The organism is Thermodesulfobacteriota bacterium, from assembly GCA_040756475.1.
Lineage (GTDB): Bacteria > Desulfobacterota > Deferrisomatia > Deferrisomatales > JACRMM01 > JBFLZB01.
The window spans coordinates 1-2,777 of the sequence record JBFLZB010000323.1 but is presented as its reverse complement, the minus strand read 5'-3'; the positions used below and the strand labels follow the sequence as shown (position 1 = coordinate 2,777).

The 2,777-nt window shown below is 68.1% G+C and carries 4 protein-coding genes; 2 read left to right on the top strand and 2 right to left on the bottom strand.

Annotated elements, in window-relative coordinates; all coding sequences use genetic code 11:
* Together AB1578_23240 and AB1578_23235 are read left to right on the top strand one after the other, a co-directional pair.
* Positions 1-326, top strand: a 326-nt coding sequence (locus AB1578_23240) for a hypothetical protein (GenBank protein MEW6490813.1), incomplete at its 5' end; no start/stop codon positions are given.
* Positions 327-412: 86 nt separating this feature from the next.
* The gene (locus AB1578_23235; protein MEW6490812.1) at positions 413-1,771 is read left to right on the top strand and encodes a tyrosine-type recombinase/integrase; all 1,359 of its coding nucleotides are present in this window, start codon (positions 413-415) and stop codon (positions 1,769-1,771) included.
* Positions 1,772-1,935: 164 nt separating this feature from the next.
* Here AB1578_23235 and AB1578_23230 read toward each other — a convergent pair whose 3' ends face one another.
* Positions 1,936-2,166: a hypothetical protein gene (locus tag AB1578_23230; GenBank protein ID MEW6490811.1), complete on the bottom strand. Its 231-nt coding sequence runs from the start codon at positions 2,164-2,166 to the stop codon at positions 1,936-1,938.
* 267 nt (positions 2,167-2,433) lie between these two features.
* Positions 2,434-2,646 carry a hypothetical protein gene (locus AB1578_23225; protein ID MEW6490810.1) on the bottom strand — a complete coding sequence of 71 codons (213 nt, stop codon included), beginning with the start codon at positions 2,644-2,646 and terminating at the stop codon, positions 2,434-2,436.
* Positions 2,647-2,777: the final 131 nt, after the last annotated feature.

Sequence of the window (2,777 nt, the reverse complement as noted above, 5' to 3'; positions counted from 1 at the left end):
CCGGGGACGCCGACACCGCCGGGAAGGAGGCACGGATGCAGGATACCACGAAGCTGCTCACGCCCGAGGAGTTTGCCCAGCACACCAAGATCAGTCGGGCCCTGGTGTACGAGTTGATGAAGGACCAGACGCTGCGCCCGGGGGTCCACTACCTGCTTTTGGGTCCCCGCACGCGGCGGTTCCCTTGGGGGCCGGAGCTCGTCAAGCGGCTCCTCTTGGATTCCCTGGGCAGCGGCACCCCTCCGGCAGAGACCCCCCGGGCACCGGGTGCCCCACCACCTCCCCCGGTTGGAACGGGTGGAGACCGCTTCAACTGGGGGCTGTGATGAGGTCTCCGGGTTGCGCTAAGATTCCTCCTCGGACGGCAGCGAGCCGGACCGAGAGGACGTACGGCCCGAGGAAGGACGAACCCATGGGCGACGTCATCTCACTACGCCAGTTCTTTGACAATACGGACGAGCAAGAACACACGGGACGCGGCAGGGTCTGCACCCGACGCGGCAGCCCCTACCTCTATGTGGACTTCCACCACGCCGGCCACCGGGTCTGTTTGTCCACCGGCCGCCCCGATACCCCCGAGAACGAACGAGAGGTCCGAGCCTGGCTCGACCGAGTCCTTCTGGGACTGGAGGCCGGAGCCATCTCCTTCGAGGACGCCATCCCGGGAGCTCCCCAGGCGCTCAAGGAGGCCATTGCCCGCAGCGAGGGCCGGCAGATGCCTCCGGCCGATCCCTCCCAGGTGACCCTTGGCGCCTACACGGAGAAGTGGCGCAGGCAGATCCTCGCGCGCGACCCTTCTTTGAGCAAGCAGCGGGACTACGAGAGGATCCTCGAGGACCGGGTGCTTCCGTACTGGAAAGACAGGGTCTTCCGGGAGATCAACGGAGTGGAGGTCAAGAAGTTCGTCCTCCAGATGGTCCACGAGAGGGGGCCCAAGAAGGGCGAGCTCCTCTCGGGGTCCCGCATCCGAAACGTTCTCACGGTGCTGCGCCACGTCTGGACCGACGCGTGCGAGGAGAACGGCTGGGACCTGCGCGACCCCTTCGAGTATCTGCGCCGCCAGCGGCACACCCGCCTGATCCCGAAGAAGGCGCAGTCCAGCCCCCAGGTGTTTCGCTTCGAGGAATGGCAGCGGCTCCTGGCGTCGATGGATCGATGGTACCGCCCCATCGCCGAGTTCATGATGCTGACGGGTTGCATCGCCTCGGAGGTGGCGGGGCTTCGGTGGAGCGACATCGAACAGGACAAGATCCTCGTGCAAAACTCCATCGTCGGGGACCTGGAGAAGGGGTCGCTCAAGACGGCCTATCGGGCGCGCGCGATCCCGCTCACCGCGGCCATCCGCCGCCAGCTCGACCTCGTGCGGGGCCGCTCCCGGGGCAAGTACCCGTTTCGCATGCGCAGCGGCCGCGCCTTCGAGAGCGACAACTTCCGCAAGAACGCTTGGGCCCGGGCCATTCGCCGGGCGGGCCTGCCAGCCCGCGTCCCCTACGCCGTGCGGCACACCTTCGCGGCGTGGTCCCTGACCGCGGGGATGCACCCCGAGCGGCTGGTACGCCTCATGGGGCACGGCTCCAAGAAGATGATCTACGAGGTGTACGGACGCTACGTCGAGGGGCTGGAATCGGACGCGGGAATGATCCGAGACTACTTCGGCAAGGATTTCCTGGGCTTGGAGAAACGCCACACCCCCGACTGTCTCATTCCCCCCGCCGCCCCGCGGGCATGCGACAGTGGGTGCGACAGAGGGGGGTACCGAAAATCCAAGTAGTTGAAATGAAAGGAGAAAAGATGGTGGGGCGGGGGGAATCGAACAAGGCCGCGAAGGCCAGGAATGAAGGGAAGCTCTGCTCTGCACCTGCCAAAGATGCCCCCAAAGATGCCCCCAGCACGCCCCCGGTAGGGAGTTCCCTCAACCGCTACGGTGCCACGTCTTCACTTTCGGGCGCGTTGCGGCCGGGTCTCCCGCAGGGCTCGCCACACACTCCTGGGGCTCACCCCGTGCCGCGCTGCGGTCGCGTCAACCGCCCAGGTCGCTCCCGCTTCCGCCTGCAAGTCCTCCCAGGTCCGGCGCACCTTCAAGGCGAGAAGTCGCCGATCCAAGGCGCGGGCCAGCCGTCGGGCCAGCGGGTCGGTGTTGAGGGCCTGCCGGTCGCGTACGTCCACGAGCCGCTCCTGGGGAAGAGGGGGCGGGGGCAGCCTCGGTGTACCGGAGGGGGGCCGGGGTCGTCAATCCCTCGCCAGACGCCCCAGGAGCCCCAAGACGGGGTTTTCCGGGTCGCCCCCGGCTCCCAGGACCCCGGACAAGAAAGAGCCCCGAGGATCGCTCCCCGGGGCCCGCCCTCCGGGGGCGTGACGGTTCAGGTGGTGCGGGGTTGGGACCCCATGCGGGTCAGCAAAACGCGAATACCCGATGCGAGGGCGCGCATCATGTCAGTCGTCTTCCAGGAGCGCGCCGAGGTAGGGCGATTCCAACCGCTCGCCCGTCTCGCCGTCGATCCCGCAGTTGTCCAGGTGCTCGCGCAGTCCCTTCAACGCGGCCGCTGCCTCGGTCCCGGGCCGGAACCCGGGGGGCAGGCTCCGGGTCACGTTGGCGCCGGTCTTGGGCGTGTCGCCGTAGAAGAGTTCCTCGGTGGACTTGCTCACGTTGCTGCCTCCTGCCGCGCTCGGGCGGCGTCGTAGAGCTCCCGGAGCCTGGCGATCCGGGGGTTGTCGTCGGTGCCGCGGTGCGCGGCGAGAGCCAGGAGCCCCGCCCAGCGGGCGGCCCGCTCCGTGCG

Excerpts from the sequence above, each read along its gene's own strand:
- AB1578_23235 (MEW6490812.1), top strand. The coding sequence starts at position 413 with ATGGGCGACGTCATCTCACTACGCCAGTTCTTTGACAATACGGACGAG.